General features: G+C 60.8%; 20 protein-coding genes and 1 pseudogene. 6 read left to right on the top strand and 15 right to left on the bottom strand.

The features are described 5' to 3' along the window. The 3 genes from JH25_RS05270 to ccoG are packed head-to-tail and all read right to left on the bottom strand — an operon-like array spanning position 1 to position 4,430. Positions 1-2,451, bottom strand: coding sequence for a heavy metal translocating P-type ATPase (locus tag JH25_RS05270; protein ID WP_032879958.1), 2,451 nt, complete (start codon positions 2,449-2,451; stop codon positions 1-3). A gap of 8 nt (positions 2,452-2,459) precedes the next feature. Next, positions 2,460-2,999, bottom strand: coding sequence for a FixH family protein (locus tag JH25_RS05265; protein WP_032879960.1), 540 nt, complete (start codon positions 2,997-2,999; stop codon positions 2,460-2,462). Positions 3,000-3,014: 15 nt separating this feature from the next. Next, positions 3,015-4,430 carry a cytochrome c oxidase accessory protein CcoG gene (gene ccoG / locus JH25_RS05260; protein ID WP_032879961.1) on the bottom strand — a complete coding sequence of 472 codons (1,416 nt, stop codon included), beginning with the start codon at positions 4,428-4,430 and terminating at the stop codon, positions 3,015-3,017. 569 nt (positions 4,431-4,999) lie between these two features. Between ccoG and JH25_RS05255 the strand changes: the two genes are divergently transcribed. Then, positions 5,000-5,497, top strand: a complete 498-nt coding sequence (locus tag JH25_RS05255; protein ID WP_146097863.1) for a hypothetical protein — start codon at positions 5,000-5,002, stop codon at positions 5,495-5,497. A gap of 95 nt (positions 5,498-5,592) precedes the next feature. On the opposite strand, the pseudogene JH25_RS29130 reads toward JH25_RS05255, so the two are convergent. From JH25_RS29130 to ccoN (JH25_RS05215), 9 genes and pseudogenes are all read right to left on the bottom strand, one after another. Next, positions 5,593-5,706, bottom strand: a pseudogene (locus tag JH25_RS29130) (VapC toxin family PIN domain ribonuclease); the annotation flags it as partial. Positions 5,707-5,771: 65 nt separating this feature from the next. After that, positions 5,772-6,749, bottom strand: coding sequence for a cytochrome-c oxidase, cbb3-type subunit III (gene ccoP, locus JH25_RS05250; RefSeq protein WP_005790276.1), 978 nt, complete (start codon positions 6,747-6,749; stop codon positions 5,772-5,774). Next, positions 6,746-6,931 (bottom strand): CcoQ/FixQ family Cbb3-type cytochrome c oxidase assembly chaperone, encoded by a 186-nt coding sequence (locus JH25_RS05245; RefSeq protein ID WP_005790274.1) that lies wholly within the window; start codon positions 6,929-6,931, stop codon positions 6,746-6,748. Before JH25_RS05245 ends, ccoP (JH25_RS05250) begins: the two co-directional genes overlap by 4 nt. Before the next feature lie 5 nt (positions 6,932-6,936). Beyond that, a complete protein-coding gene (ccoO, locus tag JH25_RS05240) occupies positions 6,937-7,545 on the bottom strand; it encodes a cytochrome-c oxidase, cbb3-type subunit II (protein ID WP_003193167.1) in 609 nt (202 codons plus the stop codon). Continuing rightward, positions 7,545-8,987: a cytochrome-c oxidase, cbb3-type subunit I gene (ccoN, locus tag JH25_RS05235; RefSeq protein WP_032879964.1), complete on the bottom strand. Its 1,443-nt coding sequence runs from the start codon at positions 8,985-8,987 to the stop codon at positions 7,545-7,547. Before ccoN (JH25_RS05235) ends, ccoO (JH25_RS05240) begins: the two co-directional genes overlap by 1 nt. Before the next feature lie 417 nt (positions 8,988-9,404). Continuing rightward, positions 9,405-10,352, bottom strand: a complete 948-nt coding sequence (gene ccoP / locus JH25_RS05230; protein ID WP_032879965.1) for a cytochrome-c oxidase, cbb3-type subunit III — start codon at positions 10,350-10,352, stop codon at positions 9,405-9,407. Next, positions 10,349-10,549, bottom strand: a complete 201-nt coding sequence (locus JH25_RS05225; RefSeq protein WP_032879966.1) for a CcoQ/FixQ family Cbb3-type cytochrome c oxidase assembly chaperone — start codon at positions 10,547-10,549, stop codon at positions 10,349-10,351. The genes ccoP (JH25_RS05230) and JH25_RS05225 overlap by 4 nt, the downstream gene beginning before the upstream one ends. Before the next feature lie 3 nt (positions 10,550-10,552). After that, positions 10,553-11,161 carry a cytochrome-c oxidase, cbb3-type subunit II gene (ccoO, locus tag JH25_RS05220; protein WP_003193159.1) on the bottom strand — a complete coding sequence of 203 codons (609 nt, stop codon included), beginning with the start codon at positions 11,159-11,161 and terminating at the stop codon, positions 10,553-10,555. 10 nt (positions 11,162-11,171) lie between these two features. Further along, a complete protein-coding gene (gene ccoN, locus JH25_RS05215; RefSeq protein WP_005790268.1) occupies positions 11,172-12,596 on the bottom strand; it encodes a cytochrome-c oxidase, cbb3-type subunit I in 1,425 nt (474 codons plus the stop codon). A 79-nt stretch (positions 12,597-12,675) separates the two neighbouring features. On the opposite strand from ccoN (JH25_RS05215), the gene JH25_RS05210 reads away from it, so the two are divergent. Further along, complete coding sequence (locus tag JH25_RS05210) at positions 12,676-13,368, top strand: alpha/beta family hydrolase (RefSeq protein ID WP_032879967.1); 693 nt, start codon at positions 12,676-12,678, stop codon at positions 13,366-13,368. Between the two features lie 102 nt (positions 13,369-13,470). On the opposite strand, the gene JH25_RS05205 is transcribed toward JH25_RS05210, so the two are convergent. Further along, positions 13,471-15,036 (bottom strand): methyl-accepting chemotaxis protein, encoded by a 1,566-nt coding sequence (locus JH25_RS05205; RefSeq protein WP_032879969.1) that lies wholly within the window; start codon positions 15,034-15,036, stop codon positions 13,471-13,473. 151 nt (positions 15,037-15,187) lie between these two features. Beyond that, positions 15,188-15,979, bottom strand: a complete 792-nt coding sequence (locus tag JH25_RS05200; protein ID WP_032879970.1) for a CPBP family intramembrane glutamic endopeptidase — start codon at positions 15,977-15,979, stop codon at positions 15,188-15,190. A gap of 421 nt (positions 15,980-16,400) precedes the next feature. Here JH25_RS05200 and JH25_RS05195 point away from each other — a divergent pair, with 421 nt between their 5' ends. Further along, entirely contained in the window at positions 16,401-17,261 is an 861-nt protein-coding gene (locus JH25_RS05195; RefSeq protein ID WP_032879972.1) for a DMT family transporter, read from the top strand. A gap of 89 nt (positions 17,262-17,350) precedes the next feature. On the opposite strand, the gene JH25_RS05190 is transcribed toward JH25_RS05195, so the two are convergent. Then, a complete protein-coding gene (locus JH25_RS05190; protein ID WP_032879973.1) occupies positions 17,351-18,235 on the bottom strand; it encodes a DMT family transporter in 885 nt (294 codons plus the stop codon). A gap of 153 nt (positions 18,236-18,388) precedes the next feature. Here JH25_RS05190 and aceK point away from each other — a divergent pair, with 153 nt between their 5' ends. The 3 genes from aceK to JH25_RS05175 all read left to right on the top strand — a co-directional run bounded on the left by aceK (position 18,389) and on the right by JH25_RS05175 (position 25,562). Next, the gene (gene aceK, locus JH25_RS05185; protein WP_032879975.1) at positions 18,389-20,098 is read left to right on the top strand and encodes a bifunctional isocitrate dehydrogenase kinase/phosphatase; all 1,710 of its coding nucleotides are present in this window, start codon (positions 18,389-18,391) and stop codon (positions 20,096-20,098) included. 178 nt (positions 20,099-20,276) lie between these two features. Then, a complete protein-coding gene (gene hrpA / locus JH25_RS05180) occupies positions 20,277-24,188 on the top strand; it encodes an ATP-dependent RNA helicase HrpA (protein ID WP_032879976.1) in 3,912 nt (1,303 codons plus the stop codon). Positions 24,189-24,440: 252 nt separating this feature from the next. Continuing rightward, a complete protein-coding gene (locus JH25_RS05175) occupies positions 24,441-25,562 on the top strand; it encodes a beta-ketoacyl-ACP synthase III (RefSeq protein WP_005790250.1) in 1,122 nt (373 codons plus the stop codon). The last annotated feature ends 12 nt before the right edge of the window (positions 25,563-25,574 follow it).

Raw genomic sequence — 25,574 nt, forward strand, 5'->3', positions numbered from 1 at the left:
TCAGGCCGGCAGCGGGCGGGTTACTGGGGCGGTACCTTTAGCGTGCGCGCTCGGCAGGCGAGTCAGGCGCAATGCGTTAAGGACCACGGTCAACGAACTGAGGGACATACCGATGGCTGCCCAGATTGGTGTGATCCAGCCCAGGGCGGCAAACGGCAGCATAAGGCCATTGTACAGCCCGGCCCACAGCAGGTTTTCAATGATCACTCGACGGGTGCGCCGCGCCAGGCTGAAGGCCTGCACCAAGGCATCCAGGCGGTTGGACAACAGCACCGCGTCGGCGCTGGTTTTCGCCAGGTCAGTGGCCGAGCCCATGGCCACGCTGATATCGGCGGCGGCCAGCACCGGCACATCATTGACGCCATCGCCCAACATCAGCACCTTGCGGCCTTGCCTGTGCAGGTTTTGCAGCACCTGCAACTTGTCATCAGGGCGCAGGCCGCCGTGGGCTTCGTCGATGCCCAGCTCAAGGGCCACACTGGCGACCATCGGTGAGCTGTCGCCCGAGAGCAGCAGCGTACGCCAGCCGCGTGCCTTGCACGCTGCGAGCAGGGCAGGGGCGTCGCTGCGCAGGCGGTCGTCGAGTACGAACCAGGCGAGGGCGCCGCTGTTGTCACCCAACAGCAGCCATTGCCCGGCTTCGTCCGGTGAGGCGGGAATCGCGCAGCCACTGAGTTCGCAGACAAAACCCGGTTGGCCAATACGCAACAGGCGGTCCCCCACCCGACCCTCCAGGCCCAGGCCAGGGGTGCTCAACACTTCATCAGCGGCCAGTGGCGCACGCCCAAAGGCACGAGCAATCGGGTGTTCCGAGCGGTTCTCCAGGGCGGCGGCGAGGCCCAGGCACTGGTCGCTGTCCAGCGCGCCCAGGGGCTGGATGGCGCGCAACGCCAGGCGTCCTTCGGTGAGGGTGCCGGTCTTGTCGAAAATCACCGTGTCGATCTGGTTCAGGCCTTCAAGCACATGGCCGCGGGTCAGTAGCAACCCCAGGGTGTGCAAGGTGCCGGTGGCAGCGGTCAGGGCGGTTGGGGTGGCCAGGGACAGTGCACACGGGCAAGTCGCCACCAGCATCGCCAACACAATCCAGAATGCGCGTGACGGGTCCAGTTCCCACCACAGCAGGCCGATCAGCACGGCGGCGATCAGCGAGCAGAGCAGGAACCACTGCGCGGCACGGTCGGCGATTTGCGCCAGGCGTGGTTTCTCGGCCTGGGCGCGCTCCAGCAGGCGCACAATGGCGGACAGACGCGTGTCGTGGCCCAGGGCGCGCACCTCGATGGTCAGTGCGCCCTCGACATTCAGCGTGCCAGCCGTAACGCTGTCGCCGACCCGCCGCGGCTGTGGCAGGTACTCGCCGGTCAGCAGGGATTCATCGATGCTGGATTGGCCGTCGAGGATCACGCCATCCGCCGGCAGCACCGCGCCGGGATGCACCAGGACACGATCACCCAATGCCAGTTCACTGAGCAGGATGCGTTCGCTCTGACCATCACCTTGGAGGCGCAAGCAGGAGGCGGGCAACAGGTTGACCAATTGAGCGGTGGCCGCTGCGGTGCGCTCCCGGGCGCGGCGCTCAAGGTAACGCCCGGCCAGCAGGAACAGCGCAAACATGCCCACGGCATCGAAATACAATTCGCCCACGCCAGTGATCGCGGTCCAGATGCCCGCCAGGTACGCACCGCCAATTGCCAGGGATACCGATACGTCCATGGTCAGGTGTCGCGTGCGTATGTCACGCAGCGCCCCTTTGAAGAACGGCGCGCAGCTATAGAACACGATGGGTGTGGTGAGAAACATCGCAACCCAGCGCAGGATCACGTGCAACTCCGGGCTCAGGTCGATATTGAATTCCGGCCAGGTCGCCATGGTTGCCATCATCGCCTGGAACCACAGCAAGCCGGCAACCCCCAGTTGACGCAGGGCCAGGCGATTTTCGCTGGCCAATTGTTCGGCGGCGCGGTCGGCCTGGTAGGGGTGGGCGGCGTAGCCGATATGGCGCAGTTCGCTGAGCAGTTGGCTCAACGGCAGTTGCCCATCGGCCCAGCGCACGTGCAAGCGATGGTTGGACAGGTTCAGCCGCGCCTCGGCCACCGCGGGCAGGCTGCGCAGGTGTTTCTCGATCAACCAGCCGCAGGCGGCGCAGCTGATGCCTTCCATCAACAGGGTGGTTTCGGCCAAGTCGCCTTGATGGCGCACAAAGGGTTTTTGCACATCGGCGCGGTCGTACAGCGCCAGCTCATCCACCAGTTGCACCGGGAGCGCCTCGGGGTTGGCCGAGGCTTCGCTGCGGTGCTGGTAATAGCTTTCCAGCCCACCGGCCACAATCGCTTCGGCCACGGCCTGGCAGCCGGGGCAGCAGAGTTCGCGGCGTTCGCCGAGGATCCGGGCGGTGAACCGGCTGCCGGATGGGACGGGCAGGGCGCAGTGGTAGCAGGGGATTGGGCTGGTCATGGGCGCTGCTATTTTTTCAGGTCTTCGGCACCCTGCAATGGTTCGTCACCCAACAGCAAGTCTTTGTCGTGGCTGACCTCTTCTTCCTCGAACATCCTCCAGGTGTTGCTGCCTTCCACGCCAAGCAGTTCCACGAAACGCCGGCCTTCAACCTTGTCGGTGACCTGGCCGATGTAGCGGCCCTGCTCGCTATCACTGCGGGCCAGGACGATCTTGCGATCCTTCTCCGGCTGGGTCGGGGAAATCAGGTTCAGTTCCAGGGTTGCAGGGCCGCTGTTACCGGTCAGGTGCAACTCGACTTCGCCGGTCAGTTCATCCAGGTGCAACTTGGCACGCAGTTGCAGGGTCTGGGCCAGGCGTTCACGGTCCAGGGAGCGGTTGATGCCTTTGCCGGCCTCGTAGTAATTGTCGTTGACCAGGTTGTCCGGGTTGTTGACCGCGATGGTCACCATGGACAGGGTCAGCGTCACCGAGCAGGCCAGGATCGCGATGATGATCCAGGGCCAGAGGTGCTTGTACCAAGGGCTTGCAGCAGTGGTTGCGGGCATTCTTGTGTTCCCTGTTTAACGAACTTGTGGGCCGATGAATCGGCTCTTGGCTTCAATATGAACGCTGGTGTCATCGGCATCTTTGAGGATGAAAGTCACCTCGTTGGTGCTCGACGGCAGTTGCTCCGGCGCACTCGACAACTCCACCGGCATACTGACGATATCGCCGGCGGCCACCTTGATTTCGCGTCGCCCCTGCAACTTGAGGTCCGGCAGGCCGGCGGCGTCGAGCACGTAGGTGTGGTCGTGCTGGTCCTTGTTCATGATCTTCAGGCTGTAGACGTTTTCGATGCGCCCTTCGGCGTTTTCCCGGTACAGCACGCGGTCCTTGCTGACATCGAAACCCACCAGCGAGCGCATGAAGAATGCGCCGACCAGCAAGCCGATCATGGTCAGCAGCACCAGCGCATAGCCGATCAGCCGTGGGCGTAACTTATGGGTCTTCTGACCGGACAGATTGTGCTCGGTGGTATAGCTGATCAGGCCGCGTGGGTAGTCCATCTTGTCCATGATGTTATCGCAGGCATCGATACAGGCGGCGCAGCCGATGCACTCGATTTGCAGGCCGTCGCGGATATCGATGCCGGTCGGGCACACCTGCACGCACATGGTGCAATCGATGCAGTCTCCCAGGCCCTGGGCCTTGTAGTCGACGCCCTTTTTACGCGGGCCGCGCACTTCGCCACGGCGCGGGTCATAGGAAACGATCAGGGTGTCTTTGTCGAACATTACGCTCTGGAAGCGCGCGTAAGGGCACATGTAGATACACACCTGCTCGCGCAGCCAGCCGGCGTTGCCGTAGGTGGCGAGGGTGAAGAAGCCGACCCAGAAATACGACCAGCCGTCGGCCTGGCCGGTGAAGAAATCGAACACCAGCTCGCGGATCGGCGAAAAGTAGCCGACGAAGGTCATGCCGGTGGCGAAACCGATCAACAGCCACAGCGTGTGTTTGCTGAACTTGCGCAGGAACTTGTTGGCGCCCATGGGCGCCTTGTCCAGCTTGATGCGCTGGTTGCGGTCGCCTTCGGTGACCTTTTCGCACCACATGAAGATCCACGTCCACACGCTTTGCGGGCAGGTATAGCCGCACCACACCCGTCCGGCGTACACGGTGATAAAGAACAGGCCAAAGGCCGCAACAATGAGAATGCCCGAGAGCAGGATGAAATCCTGGGGCCAGAAGGTGGCGCCAAAAATGAAGAACTTACGCTCCGGCAGGTTCCACCACACCGCCTGGTGGCCGCCCCAGTTCAGCCACACGGTGCCGAAGTAAAGCAGGAACAGGCCGGCGCCACCGAGCATGCGCAAATTGCGGAACAGGCCGGTGAAGGCACGGGTATAGATTTTCTCTCGCGAGGCGTAGAGGTCGACGCTATTGCTCGCGTTTTTGGCAGGCGGGGTAACGTCATGTACCGGTATCTGGTTGCTCATCATTGCATCCCACGGCGGTGGAGATTTGCCTCGGCCAGTACGTGCCAGCCAGGGTCAAATGGGGGGTGTTGCAGTGGCCTAATGATACGCCCCCGATGTTGTGCAAAGGGTGCGACCTTTGGTCGCGTTGGGAGAAATCAAATGATGGTGTACGTGACCTGGATCAATTGACTTGTGAAGTATGGACGGTTTTGGTGGGTGTGCCGGTCATTCGTCCCTCGGGTCAATCAGTGGCGCGCCGCTGGGCCAGAAGTCGCTGATGTGGCGTGAGCAGGGTGAGTCACGGAAAAGCGCAGATTCAAGTTTGGCGATATTTTTATATTGCCGTGTCAGGCTGGCTCGGCTGTTTTATAGCCATGGCATAAGCTGTAAATATATAGGCAAGCATCAAGTGCGATTGGTTGTTTACTACTTGCTGCGCATGAAGTTTTCACTGGTGGCCAGTCGCCAAGTATGTATGCATGCATTTACATGTTTTTGCTCTGCGGATTGAACTGTTTGGTAAGTGGTATTCACTAATGGGTGTGTGGTTTTTTTTGCTGGTCTTATCTATTTTTTCGAGGTGTTAGATGATAAGTGATAATGTTTTTAATGCTTCAGATTTCGAGGTTTTTAATCTGCGCTCTATCTTGGGTCTGCCACCTTCAGATCATGCTGTACCCGCGAGCGCGATGACGTTGCGTAGTTTTGCCGTTCAACCATCCTTTTCTGGCAATCGAGTGCCTGATGACTCGAAGGTGATAGAGGGCGAGGTGGTGGAACGACTGCTGCAAAACTTCAACGTGTTTGAAGATCCAGGTTCTCCAGGACGCATTACGGTTGGGAGTTTGGTTGAAGTGCTTTGCGGGTTTAAGCCTGAGGTGTCGGAAAGGAACGTCGAGTTGGTTAAGATGATTTTTCTAATGCCCGGACTTTTGAATAAGCTTTGTAGTGCCCATGGTGTTGATAAAGTAGGTGCTCCCTCATCGGAGGGCAGTATTGATAAGTTTGATTTGGAACGGCTGGATAATTTTCATGCGCCGTTGCGTAATCGCCGACGGGAATTTAATAAGATGTTTAAGTATTAATCTCAGCGACCAGAGCGAATGATCTGTTGCAGTTGGGGGACTTTGTCTGGATCAATTGACTTGTGAAGTACGGACGGTTTTTGCTCGCAAGACGGTCATTCGCCCCATGGATTGATCAGCGCAACGCCGCTGGACTTGAAGTCGCTGACGTTGCGTGTGACCACGGTAAGCCCATGAACCAGAGCGGTTGCGGCAATCGACGAGTCACTCGCAAGCCAGAAACAAAATAGCCCCGCCAGTTTTCGCTGGGCGGGGCTTTTTTGTGTGCGAGGATTTATTGCTCTTCTGCCTTCTTATCCCCATGGGACAGGCTGTACACGTACGCCGCCAGCAAGTGCACTTTGTCATTGCCTTGCAGCAACTCCTGCGCTGGCATCTGACCTTGGCGGCCATAACGAATGGTCTGTTGCAATTGCGCGAAGCTTGAGCCGTAGATGAATGCGCCCGGGTGCGTCAGGTCGGGGGCGCCCATGGCTGGCGTGCCTTTACCGGCCGGGCCGTGGCACGCCACGCAGTTGGCGGCGAAAAGTTTCTCGCCGTTGGCTACATCTGCCTTGGCGCCTTCGGGCAGCTTGCGGCCATCGAGGTTGGTCACCACAAAGCCTGCTACGTCAGCCACGCCTTGCTCGCCGATGACTTCGGCCCAGCCTGGCATTACTGCGTGGCGGCCTTGCATGATGGTTTGCTTGATGGTCTCCGGCTCGCCGCCCCAGCGCCAGTCAGCGTCGGTCAGGTTAGGGAAACCGTAGGCGCCCTTGGCGTCGGAGCCGTGGCACACCGAGCAGTTGGAGGCAAACAGCCGGCCGCCCATCTTCAGGGCTTGCGGGTCCTTGGCCACCTCTTCAATGGGCATCGATGCGAATTTGGCGAAGATCGGCCCGAACTTGGCTTCCGATCTGGCCATTTCCTTTTCCCATTCGTGCACGCCGGTCCAGCCGGTCTGGCCGTTGGCAAAGGCGGTTTGCTTGTCGTTGTCCAGGTAGTTATAGCCCGGCAGCAGGCCCTTCCAGTTACCCAGGCCGGGGTAGAGCACCAGGTAGCCGAGGGCGAAGACGATGGTGCCGACAAACAGCATGAACCACCATTTGGGCAGTGGGTTGTCGTACTCCTCGATGCCATCGAACGAGTGGCCGACGGTCTCGTCCGTCTGCTCGGTGCGCTGGCCCTTGCGGGTCGACAGCAGCAGCCAGGTCAGGGCGAAGATGGTACCCAGACTGAGGACTGTGACGTACAGACTCCAGAACGTAGTCATTCTTTGTTACTCCTAGAAGCTTGCTCGACGTGCTTGATGGCTTCGGGATCATCTGCAAAGGGCAGCATGGTCGCGTCGTCAAACTCCGACTTGCGCCGCGGGCTGAACACCCACAGCGCCAGGCCGACAAAGGCCACCATCACCACAACGGTGCCCAGGCCACGAATCATCCCGATATCCATGTAGGTCACCGTTTGCTTTTGATGATGGTGCCAAGGCCCTGCAGGTAGGCCACCAGTGCGTCCATTTCGGTCTTGCCCTTCACAGCGGCCGCTGCACCGGCGATGTCTTCGTCGGTGTAGGGCACGCCCAGGGTGCGCAAGACTTCCATCTTCTTCGCGGTGTCCTTGCCGTCGAGCTTGTTTTCCACGAGGAACGGGTACGCCGGCATTTTCGACTCCGGCACCACGTTGCGCGGGTTGTACAAGTGCGCACGCTGCCAGTCATCGGAGTAACGCCCGCCGACCCGGGCCAGGTCCGGGCCGGTGCGCTTGGAACCCCACAGGAACGGGTGGTCCCACACGCTTTCACCGGCGACCGAATAGTGGCCGTAGCGTTCGGTTTCGGCGCGGAACGGGCGGATCATCTGCGAGTGGCAGCCCACGCAACCGTTGGCGATGTAGACGTCGCGGCCTTCCAGTTCAAGGGCGGTACGCGGCTTCATGCCTTCGACCGGCTTGTTGGTCACGTCCTGGAAAAACAGCGGCACGATCTGGGTCAGGCCGCCGATACTCACGGCGATGACCATGAAGAAGGCCAGCAGGCCGATATTCTTCTCGACTACTTCATGCTTCATCAGTGGGCTCCCACAACGGCGATCTTGGCGGCGGCTTCGGCTTGCGCCGGGTCGGAGGCACGTACGGTGCGCCAGACGTTGTAGGCCATCAACAACATGCCGCTGGCAAAGAATGCACCGCCCAGGGCACGCACGATAAAGCCCGGGTGGCTGGCTTGCAGCGCTTCGACGAAGGAGTAGGTGAGGGTGCCGTCATCATTGATCGCACGCCACATCAGGCCCTGGGTGATGCCGTTGACCCACATCGAAGCGATGTAGAGCACGGTGCCGATGGTCGCCAGCCAGAAGTGCGCATTGATCAGCCCGACGCTGTGCATCTGAGCGCGGCCGAACAGTTTGGGGATCATGTGGTACAGCGCGCCGATGGAGATCATCGCTACCCAGCCCAGTGCGCCGGCATGTACGTGGCCGATGGTCCAGTCGGTGTAGTGGGACAGCGAGTTGACGGTCTTGATCGCCATCATCGGCCCTTCAAAGGTCGACATGCCGTAGAACGCCAGCGACACCACCAGAAAGCGCAGGATCGGGTCGGTGCGCAGCTTATGCCAGGCGCCCGACAGGGTCATCATGCCGTTGATCATGCCGCCCCAGCTTGGTGCCAGCAGGATGATCGACATCGCCATGCCCAGGGACTGTGCCCAATCCGGCAAGGCGGTGTAGTGCAGGTGGTGGGGGCCGGCCCAGATGTACAGGGTGATCAGCGCCCAGAAGTGCACGATGGACAGGCGATAGGAGTAGATCGGGCGCTCGGCCTGCTTGGGCACGAAGTAATACATCATCCCCAGGAAGCCGGTGGTGAGGAAAAAGCCTACGGCGTTGTGGCCGTACCACCATTGAATCATCGCGTCCGTCGCGCCAGAGTAGGCCGAGTAGGACTTGAACAGGCTGACCGGCAAGGACGCGTGGTTGACGATGTGCAGCATCGCCGTGACCAGGATGAACGCCCCGTAGAACCAGTTGCCCACATAAATGTGCTTGGTCTTGCGCTTGACGATGGTGCCGAAGAACACCACCGCGTAGGTCACCCAGACGATGGCGAGCAGAATCGCGATCGGCCATTCCAGCTCGGCGTATTCCTTGGTGGTGGTGTAGCCCAGCGGCAGGCTGATGATGGCGCCGACGATAACCGCCTGCCAGCCCCAGAAAGTGAACGCGGCCAGGCTATCCGAGATCAATCGCGTCTGGCAGGTGCGTTGCACCACGTAGTAGGAGGTGGCAAACAGTGCACAGCCACCGAAGGCGAAGATCACCAGGTTGGTGTGCAGCGGGCGCAAACGACCGAAGGTCGTCCAGGGCAGGTCGAAATTCAATTGCGGCCAGACCAGTTGCGAGGCGATGAACACCCCGAGCCCCATGCCAAGGATCCCCCAGGCCACCGTCATGATGGCGAACTGGCGGACTACCTTATAGTTATAAGCAGTCGGACTGATTGCTGTGCTCATTCTAAGGTTCCACGGTTTAGGTTTTTTTATAGGTAAAATCGGTCGCAAGTATGTAGAAAGCGAGGGGCCATTGCAACGCAATGGCTGACCTGTATCAATGCGTTCCACGCCAGATTCTGCGCCCTTTCCATGTTTGGCGTAAGGATTAAATCCGAAATAGAAAGCTGATCAAGTGGACAGGAATTTTAGGGGGCGCAACGGATACCGTCGCCTACGCCAGAATTGCTCCACTGTGGGAACAAGCGTAGACCCGAATGGGAGGGGGGGAAAGTTGGGTGTTGCGAGGGTGCGACACTTGGTCGCGACTTATGCCTGTGGCGAGGGAGCTTGCTCCCGCTGGGCTTCGCAGCGGCCCCAAAATCTTGGGAGCGCTTCGCACTCCAGCGGGAGCAAGCTCCCTCGCCACAGGTAGAGCTTTTACTGCGGTTGGCTGTCTGGCGTTGCACCATCAGTATTATGGGACAGGCTATACACGTACGCCGCCAGCAGATGCACCTTGTCATTACCCTGCAGCACTTCCTGGGCCGGCATCTGGCCCTGGCGACCATGGCGGATGGTCTGCTGCAACTGCGCCAGGCTGGTGCCGTAGATAAACCCGCTTGGTTCGGTCAGGTTCGGCGCGCCCATGGCTTCCACGCCGTGGCCTTGTGGGCCATGGCAAGCCACGCAGGTGGTGCTGAATGCGGCTTGGCCCGCGGCCAGGTCAGCGGTGTTGTCCGCCGGCAAGGGCAGCTTGGCCAGGTCGTGGCGCACATAGGCGGCGATGTTTTTCACCCCGTCCTCGCCCAGCACTTCACCCCAGGCCGGCATGGCCGCGTGGCGACCGGCCATGATGGTAGCCTTGATCGCTTCGGCCGAACCACCCCAGCGCCAGTTGCTGTCTGCCAGGTTCGGGAAGCCATAGGCGCCCTTGGCATCCGAGCCGTGGCACACCGCGCAGTTGGAGGCGAACAGGCGACCGCCCATCTTCAACGCTTGTGGGTCCTTGGCGACTTCTTCCACGGGCATCGCCGCGAACTTGGCGAAGATCGGCCCGAACCTGGCGTCGGCCTTGGCCATTTCCTTGTCCCATTCCTTGGTCTGGGTCCAGCCATCTTCATAGCCCGGCAGCACGCCTTTCCAGTTGCCCAGGCCCGGGTAGAGAATCAGGTAGCCGACGGCAAATACCAGCGTGCCGGCGAACAGCATGAACCACCACTGGGGCAGCGGGTTGTCGTACTCCTCGATACCGTCGAAGGCATGGCCCATGGTCTGGTCGACGCTGCCCTTGGTTTCGCCCTTGCGGGTGCCGACCAACAGCCAGGTCAGGCCGATCAGGCTGCCGAGGGTCAATACGCAGATCCATGTACTCCAAAAAGTAGTCATGGCCGAGTGCTCCTTGTTACTGGCTCTGCTTGAGCGTCGGTTGGGGAGGGTTCATCGGCAAACGGCAGCATGGTCGCATCGTCAAACTCCGACTTGCGCCGTGGGCTGAACACCCACAGCGACAGGCCGATAAAGGCGATGGCGACCACCAGCGTGCCGAGGCCGCGGATGGTGCCTGCATCGAATTCAAATCCCATGGCTCACCTCTTGCTCTTGATGGCAGTGCCGAGCACTTGCAAGTAGGAAACCAGCGCGTCCATCTCGGTCTTGCCCTTGAGGCTGGCGACCGCGCCGTTGATGTCGTCGTCGGTGTACGGCACGCCGAGGGTGCGCATCACTTTCAATTTGGTCTCGGTGTGGCTGCTGTCGACGGCGGCGGTGACCAACCACGGATAGGCCGGCATTTTCGACTCCGGCACCACGTTGCGCGGGTTGTACAAATGCGCGCGGTGCCAGTCGTCCGAGTAGCGCGCGCCGACGCGGGCCAGGTCCGGCCCGGTGCGCTTGGAGCCCCACAGAAACGGGTGGTCCCACACGCTTTCGCCGGCCACCGAGTAGTGACCGTAGCGCTCGGTCTCGGCGCGGAAAGGGCGGATCATCTGCGAGTGGCACTGCACGCAGCCTTCGCGGATGTAGATGTCGCGGCCCTCCAGCTGCAGCGCGGTGTAGGGCTTCATGCCTTCCACCGGCTTGTTGGTCACGTCCTGGAAGAACAGCGGGACGATCTGGGTCAGGCCGCCGATGCTCACGGCGAGCACCATCAGCAGCATCAGCAGGCCGACGTTTTTTTCAATCGTTTCGTGTTTCATCATCGACTCCTCAGGCCATCTGCGCTGCGGCGCTGATTTCGGCTGGCTGCGCCGAACGCACGGTGCGCCACGTGTTGTAAGCCATCAGCAACATGCCGGTGAGGAAGATCGCACCGCCCACCAGCCGCACGATGAAGCCAGGGTGGCTGGCCACCAGGGTTTCGACGAAGGAGTAGGTCAAGGTGCCGTCTTCGTTGACCGCACGCCACATCAGGCCCTGGGCGATGCCGTTGACCCACATCGAGGCGATGTAGAGCACGGTGCCGATGGTGGCCAGCCAGAAGTGCGCGTTGATCAGGCCGAGGCTGTACATCTGCTCGCGACCGAAGACTTTCGGGATCATGTGGTACAGCGCGCCGATGGAGATCATCGCCACCCAGCCCAGCGCCCCGGCGTGTACGTGGCCGATGGTCCAGTCGGTGTAGTGGGAGAGAGCGTTGACGGTCTTGATCGCCATCATCGGACCTTCGAAGGTCGACATGCCGTAGAAGGCCAGGGACACAACGAGGAAGCGCAGGATCGGGTCGCTGCGCAACTTATGCCAGGCACCCGAGAGGGTCATCATGCCGTTGATCATGCCGCCCCAGCTTGGCGCCAGCAGCACCAGTGACATCACCATGCCCAGGGACTGCGCCCAGTCCGGCAAGGCGGTGTAGTGCAAGTGGTGAGGGCCGGCCCAGATGTACAGGGTGATCAGCGCCCAGAAGTGCACGATCGACAAGCGATAGGAATACACCGGACGCTCGGCCTGCTTGGGTACGAAGTAGTACATCATCCCCAGGAAGCCTGCGGTGAGGAAAAAGCCTACCGCGTTGTGCCCATACCACCATTGCACCATGGCATCCGTCGCACCGCCGTACAGCGAGTAGGACTTGGTCAGGCTGACCGGGATTTCCAGGTTATTGACGATATGCAGGATGGCCACGGTGATGATGAACGCACCGAAGAACCAGTTACCGACGTAGATGTGCTTGGTCTTGCGCTTCATGATCGTGCCGAAGAACACGATGGCATAGGCGACCCAGACGATGGTGATCAGGATATCGATCGGCCATTCCAGCTCGGCGTATTCCTTGGAACTGGTGTAGCCCAGCGGCAGGCTGATTGCGGCCAGCAAAATTACCAGCTGCCAGCCCCAGAAGCAGAACGCAGCCACTTTTGGTGCGAACAGCTGAGTCTGGCAGGTGCGTTGTACCGAGTAGAAGGAGCTGGCGAACAGCGCGCAGCCACCGAAGGCGAAAATCACCGCATTGGTGTGCAACGGGCGCAGGCGGCCGAAGCTGGTCCAGGGTAAATCGAAGTTGAGCGCAGGCCAAACCAATTGGGCGGCGAGAAAAACCCCGAGCCCCATGCCGACGATGCCCCACACCACCGTCATAATGGCGAATTGGCGGACCACCTTGTAGTTATAGGCGGTACTTAAAGTAGTGTTCATGGTTCCCCATCCACGGTTCAACCCAAGCAAGTGCGGCACTTGGGCTGGAGTTATAGGCAGACTAAAAAGCGAGGCAAGCATGGGCAAAGAGCACAAGGCCAGTATTGACGGGGATCAATGGGCGCAGTGTGTGCGTGAACGCGGCTGGCTGTGGGATGTCGCCACGGGCACGGCTTCGGGCGAGCCGGTCACGCTGATTCTGGCCCACGGCGCCGGGGCACCGATGGACTCGGCGTTCATGAACGACATGGCGGCACGCCTTGCCGGGCATGGCGTGAACGTGGTGCGCTTCGAGTTCCCGTACATGGCCCAGCGCCGTATGGATGGCGGCAAGCGCCCGCCGAATCCGGCGCCGAAACTGCTGGAGTGCTGGCGCGAGGTGTATGGCGAGGTGCGACGTCATGTCGCTGGGAAACTGGCAGTTGGCGGCAAGTCCATGGGTGGGCGGATGGCCAGTTTACTGGCCGATGAACTGGGCGCCGATGGGTTGGTGTGCCTGGGCTATCCGTTCTATGCGGTGGGCAAGCCAGAGAAACCCCGGGTGGAGCACTTGGCTGCGCTTACGACGCCAACGTTGATTGTGCAGGGCGAGCGTGATGCCTTGGGCAATCGGGCAGCGGTGCAGGATTATGAGTTGTCAGAGAGTATTGAAGTGATGTGGTTGGTGGCGGGCGATCATGACTTGAAGCCGTTGAAGGCTTCGGGGTTCAGCCATGAGCAGCACTTGGAGGCGGCGGCGGTGCAGGTGGCTGAGTTTCTCAGGGCCTGTTAGGGCCCTATCGGGGGCAAGCCAGCTCCCACATTGGACTGGGTTCACCTATTTCTATCGGTGAATACCGTCCAGTGTGGGAGCTGGCTTGCCTGCGATAGCGGTTTATCGGTTAAAACGTTCCACCAGCGAGTACTGGGTATTGGCGGTATGCGTCAACTCCTCACTCAACTGCGCCGAGTTCATCGCCTGCTCTGAAGTTTGATCTGCCAACAGCGCGATGGTGCTGATATTGCGGCTGATCTCCTCGGCCACGGCGCTTTGCTCTTCGGTAGCAGCGGCAATCTGGGTGGTCATGTCGGTGATATTGGCCACCGCCTCACTGATGCCCACCAACGCCTGATCCGCTTCCATCACCCGCGCTACACCCTCTTCAGCCTGGCGATGCCCGGCGTCCATGGTTTGCACAGCCGCAGCCGCCGTGTGTTGCAGCTTGGCGATCAGGGTATGGATCTGCCCGGTGGATTCGGCCGTACGCTGCGCCAGTTGGCGCACTTCATCGGCGACCACCGCAAATCCACGGCCCATCTCACCGGCACGCGCGGCTTCGATAGCGGCATTGAGCGCCAGCAGGTTGGTCTGGTCGGCGATGCCTTTGATCACATCGACCACACCGCCGATTTCATCGCTGTCCTTGGCCAGTTGGGTGACGGTCACGCCCGTCTCGCCCACGGCCACCGACAGCCGCTGAATCGCCTCGCGGGTTTCCCCGGCGATATCTCGGCCGCGACCGGTCAGGCGGTTGGCTTCCTGGGTGGCATCGGCGGTGCGCTGCACATGGCTGGCGACTTCCTGGGTGGTCGCGGCCATCTGGTTGACGGCGGTGGCTACCTGTTCGGTTTCCACGCGCTGACGTTCCAGGCCGCTGGAGCTGCTGTGCGCCAGGGTGTTGGACTGCGCCGCTTGGTCGTTGAGGTGCTCGGCGGTGTCCTGCAGACGGGTCAGGCAGGTCTTCAGGCGCGCTTCCTGGCTGAGGATCGACATTTCCAGTCGGGCCTGGGCGCCACGGCTGTCGGTGTACATCTGCGCGATCAACGGATCGGAGGTGGTCTGCTCGGCCAGCCGCAGCAAGCGCTTGAGGCCGCGCTGCTGCCAGCTCAGGCCCAGCAGGCCCAACGGCACCGATAGCGCCGCAGCCAGGGCAAAGCCCCACTGGGAGGTGAGGGTGGCGCCGATCATGAAGCTCAGTTGGCTGACCAGGATAAACGGCAGCCAGTCCTGTAGCACCGGCAGCCATTTGTCGCGCTGGGGGATGGCCGACTTGCCCTGGTTGATGCGTTGATAGAGCGCCTCGGCCCGGCGGATCTGCTCGGCGGTGGGCTTGATGCGCACCGATTCGTAGCCGATCACCTGGTTGCCGTCGAACACCGGAGTCACATAGGCGTTAACCCAGTAATGGTCACCGGTCTTGCAGCGATTCTTGACAATGCCCATCCATGGCAAGCCTTGTTTGAGCGTGGACCACATGTGCGCGAACACGGCCGAGGGCACATCCGGGTGGCGCACCAGGTTGTGCGGGGCACGGATCAGTTCGTCGCGGGTGAACCCACTGATTTCGACAAACGCGTCGTTGCAGTAGGTAATGACACCCTTGGCATCTGTGGTGGAGATCAACCGTTGCTGAGCGGGGAAGGTACGTTCGCGCTGGGTAACGGGTTGGTTATTACGCATGATTGTTCAATCCGCAAGGCTTTCAGGGGGTATCGGCCATGGCGGGCATTTATTTAACTTATTTTTGCAACAATTCTGGGAGCAGTGGGCTGGCTGTGGTGAGGGAGCAAGCTCCCTCGCCACAACAACTCGCTCCTACAGCAAGAAAGGCTCAGCCGGCCAGCATCGGGTAGGTGAACAGCCCGAAGTGCAGCAGATTCAAGCCAAAGTGCGTGGCAATCGCTGCGCCGAGCCCGCCAAAGCGATACGCCAGGCCGTAACCGACCCCGGCAATACTCGCCAGCATTACCCATTGCCAACCCGCACCAAAATGCGCCAGGCCGAATAACAGCGAGGCCAGCAGCAGCACGAGGTTCTCGCCGTAGGGCAGGTGTTTGAAGCGCTGGCTCAGGCCGCCCTGAACATAGCCACGAAACAGCGCTTCTTCCACCAGCGTCACCAGCAGCAGGTTATTGAGTACCCACAGCCATGCCTGGTCCGGCCATTTGGGGGCCCAACTGATCATCCCCATCAGGGCCGCGCCACCCAGGGCAGCGATGGCGGTCAGGGTCAGTGCCAGGGCGGTGACGCAGATCGACAGGCGCAATGAACGTCGCGCCACAATCCACGGGCAGGCCAGCAACAGCCAGAAGCCGATCAGGGGTTTGTCCTGGTTCAGGTACATCGAGAAGGGCACTGAGTCCGGGGTAAAACGCTGGGGTGCAATACCTCGGCCATTGTAGAAACCCGGCAGCCAGTGCATCGCCAGCCCCAGGGCCAGGACGATAAACAAGCCGTGGCCCAGGTAGCGTGCCCAAGGAGTGCGTTGCTGGCGTACGGCGTAGCCGGCCACCAGCAACAGCGCCACTGACACCGCCGCCAGTATGCCCAGTTGGCCGTAGATCAAGGCCGTGACATAGCCAATGCAAAGTAGTGTGAGGTACAGCCAGGGCAGAGCAATCATGTGAAATCCTTAACAAAAACCGGGCGGCATTATAGCGAGAGGTCTGGTTCGGGGGCATGAAAACGCCTCTACGTACAAGGTAAGGGGGAAAGGATTGCAAAGTATGTTTGCGGCTGGTTATAGTCGTCGCGTCTTTCTCCCTTCAAAAAGATCAGCACATGCCAGCTTCCCAGCGCATAGCGGTAGTCGATTCAGCGGTCAACGCTGTGGTCGTGCCGTGCGGCGCAAAGCAGCCTGCGCAGATCAGTCACTACCCCCCACCTGTCAGTAGCACGCCTGTGTACGCAGTCGTATCACCGCCGGGCGTTGGCATTTCGGGCTGATCAGCTGTTTGCTGTTGCCCTGTGCCTGCCTGAAAAAAACCTACTGAAATTCAGTCCTTACTGAATCGGCTTTTTTGCCTGATAACAGGTGGTAACTCATGTCTGTTCTTTCGAAACAATCCGTGGCCGCGGCGGCCTCGACGAGCTTGTTTGTCTTGCTGTGGAGCAGCGGGGCGATCTTCTCCAAGTTGGGCCTGGCCCATGCTTCGCCCTTTGCCTTTCTGCTGATCCGCTTTGCCATCGCCCTAGTGGGGTTGGTGGTGCTGGTGCCGATCCTCAAGTTGAAGCTGCCACGTCCCGGCAAGCCCATGCTGTATGCGGCGGCGACGGGCCTGGTGTTGTTGGGGGCCTACCAGATTTTCTATCTGCTGGCCCTGGACCTCAAAGTCACCCCCGGGGTGATGGCGACCATCATGGGCGTCCAGCCGATCCTCACCGTGGTGCTGATGGAGCGTCAGCGCTCGTTACGCCGGCTGTTCGGCCTGGGGTTGGGCCTGGCCGGGTTGATCATGGTGGTGTACCAGGGCATCGGGCTGGCGGGCATGTCCCTGTCCGGGATGCTGTTCGGGCTGCTGGCGCTGGCGAGCATGACGTTTGGCTCGATCATGCAAAAGCGCATCACCGACAACCCCTTGGGCACGTTGCCGTTGCAATACCTGGCCGGGATGCTGTTGTGTGCGGTGTTCGTGCCGTTCCAGCCCTTCCATTTCGAGCACAGTTGGGGCTTTTACCTGCCGGTGCTGTGGATGGGATTGGTGGTGTCAGTGCTGGCGACGCTGTTGCTGTATAGGCTGATCGCCCGCGGCAACCTGGTGAATGTCACCAGTTTGTTCTATCTGGTGCCAGCGGTGACGGCGGTAATGGACTACCTGATCTTCGGCAATCGCCTTGCGCTGTTAAGCGTGCTGGGAATGGCGTTGATCATCGTCGGCTTGGTGTTTGTATTCCGTAAACACTAAAACCTATCCCTGTAGGAGCAAAGCTTGCTGTGGCGAGCAAGCTTGCTTGCGCTGGGGGGCGAAGCACCCCCAGGAGCAAGGGCGCGCTCCTATAGTTTTTGCGGGCGCAGTACCAACCACAACGCCCCGGCAATCAGCACCCCGCCATACAGGTGAGCCATGGACAGCGGCTCATCCAACAGCAACGCCCCCCACAGCACGCCGAACGGCGGAATCATAAAGGTCACGGTCATCGACTTGACCGGGCCAATGGATGACAGCAGGCGGAAGTACAAAATGTAGGCGAACGCCGTACACACCAGCCCCAAGCCCAGCAGCGACGCCCACACCTGCCAGCCGCCCCAACTTGCCGGTGGATGGCTGATGGCGCTGTAGGCAAAGAGCGGCAATAGAAACAAGGTAGCGCCGAGCATACTGCCCAAGGCCGACAGGCGACTGTCCAGCCCGCCGCGCTGATCCAGCCAGCGTCGTGCCAGGAAACCGGCAAAACCGTAGCAGGTGGTCGCCAGCAGGCACGCCAACGCGCCCATCAACAATTGCAGATCAAAGGCCACCGGCCCCGCGCGCGTGAGCACGGCGACGCCAAACAGCCCCAAGGCAACCCCCGCTATTTTTGACGGTGTCAGACGCTCGCTGAAAAACAACCCGCCAATCAGCACGCCCATCAGCGGCGTGGTGGCGTTGAAAATCGCCGAATAACCCGCCGGCAGTACCTGCGCTGCCACTGAATACATGGTCGCCGGAATCCCGGAGTTGATCACCCCCAACAGCAAAACGGTCTTGAACTTGCCCTGGAAATCCCAGCTCACGCGCAGCATCGCCAGAATCACCAGCAACCCGGCGGCGGCAATCGACACGCGGAAAAACGCAGTCGGCACTGTGCCGATTTCCGGCGCAATGATGCGCATGAACAGGAAACTCGCGCCCCAGATGGCAGCCAGTCCCAGCAAGTAGAGGGTGTCAACAGGTCTCACGGAAAACTCCTACGCCAATCAGGCGGGGAGTGTTGCCCAGTGCTCAGGCCGACACAATCGCTAACTACGACGGCCCCTTAAAAATCCTCCTTCTCCTGCCAGCGTTCACTGGCTAAGCTCTGAGCTTCCCGCTACCCGTTCGAGGTTTCCCGCATGTCGCAGCCCGCCCTCGCTATCGCCCGGATGATCCTCGACGGTTTCGACGATTACCGTGAGCACTTTCGCCAGATCACCGATGGGGCCCGCGAGCGTTTCGAGAAGGCCCGGTGGCAGCAAGGGCAGGCGGCGTCTGCGGCACGCATCAACCTGTATGAAGAGAAAGTTGCCGAGGTCACTGCCCGCCTGCGCGCCGGTTTCGAAGCGAGTGCGTTGCAGGACATCGAGCTGTGGCCCCTGGTGAAAAGCGCTTATATCGGCCTGATCGACCTGCGCTTTGACGATGAATTGTCCGAGACCTGGTACAACTCGATCTTCTGCGGCCTGTTCAGCCATGACCTGATCAGCGACGGCTGCATGTTCATCCACACCACCCGGCCGAGCCTGCGCCGGGCGCGGGCGGCGCAAACCCGGGTCTACACGCCGGCCGGTAAAATATCAGACATGCTGGCGCAGATTTTCTCTGACTACAGCTTCAGCGAGCCTTACGCCGACCTTCCTGCCGACCTGCGTCGCCTCGAAGCCCAGCTGCGGGAAAACCTGCCGGATTGGGTGTGCAAGGACCCGGACCTTAAGGTCGAGCTGTTTTCCTCCGTGCTCTACCGCAACAAAGGCGCCTATCTCGTAGGGCGCATTTATACCCGCGACGAACAGTGGCCGTTGGTCATCCCGTTGCTGCACCGCGAAGGGCGCGGCATCCAGATCGATGCGTTGATCACCGACGAAGCCGACGTGTCGATCATCTTTTCGTTCACCCGCTCCTATTTCATGGTCGACGTGCCGGTGCCTGCCGAATTCATCGGTTTTCTCAAGCGCATCCTGCCGGGCAAGCACATTGCCGAGCTGTACACCTCCATTGGTTTCTACAAGCACGGCAAGTCCGAATTCTACCGCGCACTCATCAACCACCTGGCCACCACCGACGATCAGTTCATCATGGCCCCCGGCGTGCGCGGCATGGTCATGAGCGTGTTCACGCTGCCGGGATTCAACACCGTGTTCAAGATCATCAAGGATCGCTTTTCACCGTCGAAAAACGTCAACCGCGCCACGGTGATCGAGAAGTACCGGCTGGTTAAGAGTGTCGACCGGGTAGGGCGCATGGCCGACACCCAGGAATTCGCCGACTTCCGTTTCCCCTTGAGCAAGTTCGAGCCCGAGTGCCTGGCCGAGCTGCTGGAAGTCGCGGCCGGCACGGTCGAAGTGGAAGGCGACAGCGTGCTGATCCGCCACTGCTGGACCGAGCGGCGCATGACCCCGCTCAACCTCTACCTCGACAACGCCAACCCCGCCCAGGTGCGCGAAGCCCTGGAAGACTACGGCCTGGCAATCAAGCAACTGGCGGCGGCGAATATCTTCCCTGGCGACATGCTGCTGAAAAACTTCGGCGTCACCCGTCATGGCCGCGTGGTGTTCTACGACTACGATGAAATCTGCTTTCTGACCGAAGCCAACTTCCGCCATATTCCCGCACCGCGCACCCCCGAGGACGAAATGGCCTCAGAGCCCTGGTACTCCATCGGCCCGCTGGACGTATTCCCCGAAGAGTTCCCGCCGTTCCTGTTTGCCGACGCTGGCCAGCGCAAGTTGTTCGATGAGCTGCATGGCGAGCTGTACAACGCCGATTACTGGAAGGGCCTGCAGGACGCGATTCGCGCCGGCAAGGTTATCGACGTATTCCCCTATCGCCGAAAAGACCCGCTATAACGCTTTCTCTTGTGGGAGGGGGCTTGCTCCCGATGACGGTGAATCAGTCAACACCTTCATTGGCTGACCCACCTTCATCGGGAGCAAGCCCCCTCCCACATGTTTGACCTGCCAGATAAGTCGATTTTCTGCCACACTTGCCGGCCGCGCATAACATAGATGACCGTCGAAGTAGCTGATGACTGACCAAGCACCCACCATCGACCAACTGCTCAAAACCCTCGATCACGCCATGCTCGCCGACCGCCACCGCTTGCGCCGGCAGTTGCTTGAGCTGCGCAAGAAACCCGATGAGGACAAGCTGGCGCAGTGGGTGGCGCGGATGCAGGCATCCTGTGCCCAGGTCACGGCGCGGCGCGCCAGCCTGCCGGTGATTCGCTACGACGACAGCCTGCCGATTGCCGCCAAGCGCGATGAGATCAAGGACGCGCTGCTCAAACACCAGGTGTTGATCATTGCCGGCGAGACCGGCTCGGGCAAGACCACCCAGTTGCCGAAAATCTGCCTGGAAATCGGCCGCGGCCAGTACGGCCTGATCGGCCACACCCAGCCGCGCCGGATCGCAGCGCGCAGCGTCGCCAGCCGTGTCGCTGAAGAGCTGGCCACGCCATTGGGCGCCTTGGTCGGCTATCAGGTGCGTTTCGAAGACCAGAGTGATTCCAACACCCTGATCAAACTGATGACCGACGGCATCCTGCTGGCCGAAACCCAGAACGACCGTTATCTGGAACGCTACGACACGATCATCGTCGACGAAGCCCATGAACGCAGCCTGAACATCGACTTCCTGCTCGGCTACCTCAAGACCCTGCTGCCGCGTCGCCCTGACCTGAAAGTCATCATCACCTCGGCGACCATCGACCTGGAGCGCTTTTCCAAGCACTTCGACGATGCGCCGATTGTCGAGGTCTCGGGCCGTACTTTCCCGGTGGACACCTGGTATCGCCCACTGACCCTGGAACAGGACGAAGAGGGCAACCGCGTCGAGGATGACTTGACCGTCGACCAGGCGATCCTCGCCACCCTCGATGAAATCGCCGCCTATGAGCGCAGCGAGCGACGCAACCCCGGCGATGTGCTGGTGTTTCTGCCCGGAGAGCGCGAGATTCGTGATGCCGCCGACATGCTGCGCAAGGCCCAGCTCAAGCACACCGAGATTTTGCCGTTGTACGCACGGCTGTCACCGGCCGAGCAACAGCGCATTTTCCAATCCCACCCAGGCCGGCGCGTGGTACTGGCGACCAACGTTGCGGAAACCTCGCTGACGGTGCCGGGCATTCGCTATGTGATCGACAGCGGCACGGCGCGCATCAGCCGCTACAGCTACCGCGCCAAGGTGCAGCGCCTGCCGATCGAGGCGATCTCCCAGGCCAGCGCCAACCAGCGTAAAGGCCGTTGCGGCCGGGTTGAGCCGGGCATTTGCGTGCGCCTGTACAGCGAAGAAGATTTTATCGGGCGCCCGGAATTCACCGACCCGGAAATCCTGCGTACCAACCTCGCCGCCGTGATCCTGCAGATGCTGCACCTGCGCCTGGGCGAAATCACCGATTTCCCGTTTATCGAACCGCCAGATGGCAAGGCGATCAGCGACGGTTTCAACCTGCTGCAGGAACTCTCGGCGGTGGACCGTAACAGCCAACTCACGCCGTTGGGCCGCCAGCTTGCACGCTTGCCGGTGGACCCGCGCATGGGCCGCATGTTGCTCGAAGCGGCCAAGCTGGGCAGCTTGCAGGAAGTGCTGATCGTGGCCAGCGCCATGTCTATCCAGGACCCGCGCGAGCGGCCACCGGAGCGTCAACAGGCCGCCGACCAGGCCCACGCTCAGTGGAAAGATCCGGATTCGGACTTCGCCGGGCTGGTCAACCTGTGGCGCGGCTTTGAAGAGCAGCGCCAGGAACTGACCGCCAGCCCGCTGCGCAACTGGTGTCGCAAGAACTTCCTCAACTACCTGCGCCTGCGCGAGTGGCGCGACTCCCATCGCCAGTTGAGCCTGATCTGCCGCGACATGCAGCTGAACATCAATAAAGAGCCTGCGGACTTCCCCAAACTGCACAAGGCGGTGCTGTCCGGCCTGCTCAGCCAGATCGGCCAGAAGACCGAAGACGGCGATTACCTCGGTGCGCGGCAGCGGCGTTTCTGGATCCACCCCTCGTCCGGTATCGGCAAGAAGCGCCCGCAATGGCTGATGACTGCCGAGCTGGTGGAAACCACCAAGCTCTATGCGCGCATGGTGGCGAAGATCGACGCCGATTGGATCGAGCCGCTGGCCGGGCACCTGATCAAGAAAAACCACTTCGAACCCCATTGGGAGAAGAAGCGCGGCCAGGTGGTGGCGTTTGAGCAGATCACCCTCTTCGGGCTGATTGTGGTCGGGCGTCGGCCGGTGCATTACGGGCCGATTGACCCGGTGGTGTCTCGCGAGTTGTTTATTCGTGAGGGCCTGGTGCGCGGTGAGATTCAATCCCGTGCCAAGTGCCTGGCGGCCAACCAGCTATTGCTGGAGCAGCTTGACGAACTGGAGGCAAAGGCACGCCGCCGCGACATCCTCGCCGACGAAGAAACCCTCTACGCGTTCTACGATGCGCGCCTGCCAGCGGAGATTCACCAGACCGCCACGTTCGACAGCTGGTACAAGGTCAACAGCCAGAAAGACCCGCAACTGCTGATCATGCGCGAAGAAGATGTGCTGGCCCGCGAGGCCAGTGAGGTTACCGTTGCGCATTATCCGGACACCTTGCACCTGGGTGACCTGGCGTTGGCCTTGAGCTACCACTTCGAACCCAACCACCCTCGCGATGGCGTCACCCTGCGTGTACCTGCGCCGTTGCTGCCGGCGTTGCCGGCCGAGCGCCTGGAGTGGCTGGTGCCGGGCGTGATCGAAGCCAAATGCATCGCGTTGGTACGCAACCTGCCCAAGGCATTGCGCAAGAACTTCGTGCCGGTGCCGGACTTCGTCAAGGCGGCGCTGCAACGCATCGAATTCGGCCAGGGCTCGCTGCCCCAGGCGCTGGGGCGCGAGTTGCTGCGCATGACCGGTGCGCGGGTCAGCGATGAAGCCTGGGCTGAAGCGGCGCAGCAGGTAGAAAGCCACCTGAAGATGAACCTGGAAGTGGTCGACGGCCAAGGCAAGTTCCTTGGCGAAGGTCGCGACCTGGCCGAACTGACCGCACGTTTTGCAGAGGCCAGCCAGGCCGCGTTGGCCGTACCGCAAACCGCGAAAAGCCAACAGCCGGTAGAAGCCAAGGTGTTCGCGGCGGTGGCTGAAAAGACCCAGCAAAACATCGCCGGCCTGTCGATGACGGTGTACCCGGCGCTGGTGGAAGAGAACGGCACGGTCAAGGAAGGGCGTTTCTCCACCGCCGCCGAAGCCGAGTTCCAGCATCGCCGCGCGTTGCAGCGCCTGCTGATGCAACAACTGGCGGAACCGGCGAAATTCCTGCGCGGCAAATTGCCGGGCCTGACCGAGCTGGGCTTGATGTACCGCGAACTGGGGCGTATTGACGCGTTGGTGGAAGACATTCTGCTGGCCAGCCTCGACACCTGTGTACTTGATGGCGAAGACAGCCTGCCGCGTGATGGCGCGGGCCTGGCTGCCCTGGCCGAGCGCAAGCGTGGCGGTTGGACCGAACACGCCGAGCGCCTGGCACGCCTGACCCTGGAGGTGCTGAAACTCTGGCACGGCCTGCAAAAGCGCTTCAAAGGCAAGATCGACCTGGCCCAGGCGGTGGCCTTGAATGATATCAAGCAGCAACTGAGCAACCTGGTGTACCCAGGTTTTGTGCGCGAAACCCCGGCGCAATGGTTCAAGGAGCTGCCGCGCTATCTCAAGGCTATTGAACTGCGCCTGGAAAAACTGCCGAGCCAGGTGCAAAAGGACCGCGTGTGGAGCAGCGAATTGGGCGGCCTGTGGGCTCAATACCAGAACCGCTTGAACAAACACGCCCAGGAAGGCAAGCGTGACCCACAGTTGGAGCTGTACCGCTGGTGGCTGGAGGAATACCGGGTGTCGTTGTTTGCCCAGCAGTTGGGCACCAAGGTACCGATTTCCGATAAACGCTTGAGCAAGCAGTGGAGCCAGGTAGAGCCCTGAACCTTTCCGGGTTTCCCGATCCGGGCAGGGCCAAATGTGGGAGGGAGCAAGTCGAATCGTCGCACCGCCCCTCCCACATTCAAGGTGTTTGTCTGGCCTATAGCGCCAAATCTCCAGGGTTGTGGCAAACTTCGCGGTTACAAGATTGAATAAAGCGTCGCCAGTTTGATGCCTGCTGGACGGAATCAAACGACTTTAAGTTTGGTACGACGGTACCAATATCTTCTGCCTGACAGATTTAGAGGAACGACCGTGCATAACGTCGTCATCAGCGGCACTGGCCTGTACACCCCGGCCAACAGCATCTCCAACGAAGAGCTGGTGCAGTCTTTCAATGCCTATGTGCAACAGTTCAACGCAGACAACGCCGCCGCCATCGAGCGTGGCGAGGTGCAGGCGCTGACGGAGTCGAGCGCGGCATTCATCGAAAAGGCATCCGGCATCAAGAGCCGTTTTGTGATGGACAAGGACGGCATCCTCGATCCGCAGCGCATGGCGCCACGCCTGCCCGAGCGTAGCAACGACGAATGGTCGGTGCTCTGCCAGATGGCGGTCGGTGCCGCCGAACAAGCCCTGCAACGCGCCGGCAAGACCGCCGCCGACATTGATGGCGTGATCGTTGCCTGTTCCAACCTGCAACGTGCCTACCCGGCGATTGCCATTGAAGTCCAGGAAGCCTTGGGTATCCAGGGCTTCGGTTTTGACATGAACGTGGCGTGTTCTTCGGCCACCTTCGGCATCCAGAACGCGGCCAACAGCATCCAGTTGGGCCAGGCCCGGGCGATCCTGATGGTCAACCCGGAAGTCTGCACCGGCCACCTGAACTTCCGCGATCGCGACAGCCACTTCATCTTCGGTGACGCCGCCACTGCGGTGATCCTGGAACGCGCTGACCTGGCGACGTCCGAGCACCAGTTCGATGTGGTGAGTACAAAGCTGCTGACCAAGTTCTCCAACAACATCCGCAACAATTTCGGCTTCCTCAATCGCACGGCGGAAGAAGGTGTCGGTGCCCCCGACAAGCTGTTCGTGCAGGAAGGCCGCAAGGTGTTTCGCGATGTCTGCCCGATGGTGGCCGAATTGATCGGCGCGCACCTGGCGGAAAATCAGTTGAGTGTGACCGATGTGAAGCGCTTCTGGCTGCACCAGGCCAACCTGAGCATGAACCACCTGATCGTGAAAAAGCTGCTGGGGCGCGACGCGTCGGTGGAAGAAGCGCCAGTGATCCTCGATACTTACGCCAATACCAGCTCGGCCGGCTCGGTGATTGCGTTTCACACTTACCAGGATGACTTGCCCAAGGGCTCGGTTGCCGTACTCAGCTCCTTTGGCGCCGGGTATTCGATTGGCAGTGTGATCCTGCGCAAACGCTGATTGTGTGGGGGC

The organism is Pseudomonas sp. BRG-100 (genome assembly GCF_000737955.1).
GTDB classification, from domain to species: Bacteria; Pseudomonadota; Gammaproteobacteria; order Pseudomonadales; family Pseudomonadaceae; genus Aquipseudomonas; species Aquipseudomonas synxantha_A.